The organism is Gramella jeungdoensis (genome assembly GCF_023805255.1).
Taxonomy (GTDB): Bacteria; Bacteroidota; Bacteroidia; order Flavobacteriales; family Flavobacteriaceae; genus Christiangramia; species Christiangramia jeungdoensis.
This window is the reverse complement of the sequence record NZ_JAMSCK010000020.1, coordinates 1-985: the sequence shown is the minus strand read 5'-3', so window position 1 is coordinate 985 and position 985 is coordinate 1. Positions and strand designations below refer to the sequence as shown.

Here is a 985-nt window from a genome sequence, read left to right as displayed (position 1 = left end):
CTAATAGCCGTATGTAATAAGCTCCTGAAACAGGCATTTGCAATAGCTAAGTCCGGAACTTATTATCAGGAAAATTATATGTCGAAATTAGCTTAAAAGTACTTGGATTTTACCTTAGTTCTTTGTTGTGTGTAGTATTATTGGGTGTCCCAAAATTCCGGGGATTGTTGATCCATATCAAGTTGGTCATTATAATACTCGTCGTTAAAACCTAAACTCTTTTTTTCAGCTTCATAATCTAATTTTGATTGCATCTCTTCATATTCTGCCATTTCTATTTCAAGTCTTTCTTCTTCTATTTGATTCATATAATCTAAAGAAAGTTTCTTTAAATCAGCATCTGAAGCATTTTTTGTAATCTCTCGAATATATTTATGAATTTCTAGAAGTTGTTCATTCTTGTTTTGAAGTTTAAATGATTTAATAATTGTGTCATTTTTTTTGACAATTGTAGAGTCAGAGTAACCAAATTTTTCTCCGACTTCATAAAATTCATATTCCACAATTGGGTTTAAATCATTTATAAGTGCTAAAGTAATGAGAAGGTCTTTGTCGCTAATGGTTTTAAAAAGTATACGAAGTGGAATTGATATTTCCCCATTGGTTGTAGTTAATTTGATTTTAGTTGAAAATTTATATTTATCGCTTTCCCATTTTTCAATTCCGGAATATTCATAATCAATATCATTTTCTAATTCCTTTTCATCCTCTTCTGATTCATCAATTGGAAATAAGGATTTTGAAAATTTCTCTAGATAAAAAGATTCATTTTCTTCGTATCTGTCTTTATCATATTTTATAGGATAATCTAAATCTATGCGGATTATTTCAGCTCTTTTTACCATCAATTTTCTTCAATAATATGTCTCGTCCTGGAATACGGCTACAGGTTAAACTTGATTTTTACGCTGCATTTTGGTGTACCGCATTAGGTGTTTGATAGTCTAAAGATAAATGTAATCTTATTTCATTGTATAGTTTGATG

At 29.4% G+C, this 985-nt stretch carries 1 protein-coding gene; it reads right to left on the bottom strand.

Annotated elements, in window-relative coordinates; translation table 11 throughout:
* Nucleotides 1-137: 137 nt before the first annotated feature.
* The gene (locus tag NE848_RS17275) at nt 138-845 is read right to left on the bottom strand and encodes a hypothetical protein (RefSeq protein WP_252115861.1); all 708 of its coding nucleotides are present in this window, start codon (nt 843-845) and stop codon (nt 138-140) included.
* Nucleotides 846-985 lie beyond the last annotated feature (140 nt).

Bases quoted from the DNA above. Each gene is read 5' to 3' on its own strand.
- NE848_RS17275 (WP_252115861.1), bottom strand. From the start codon at position 845: ATGGTAAAAAGAGCTGAAATAATCCGCATAGATTTAGATTATCCTATA.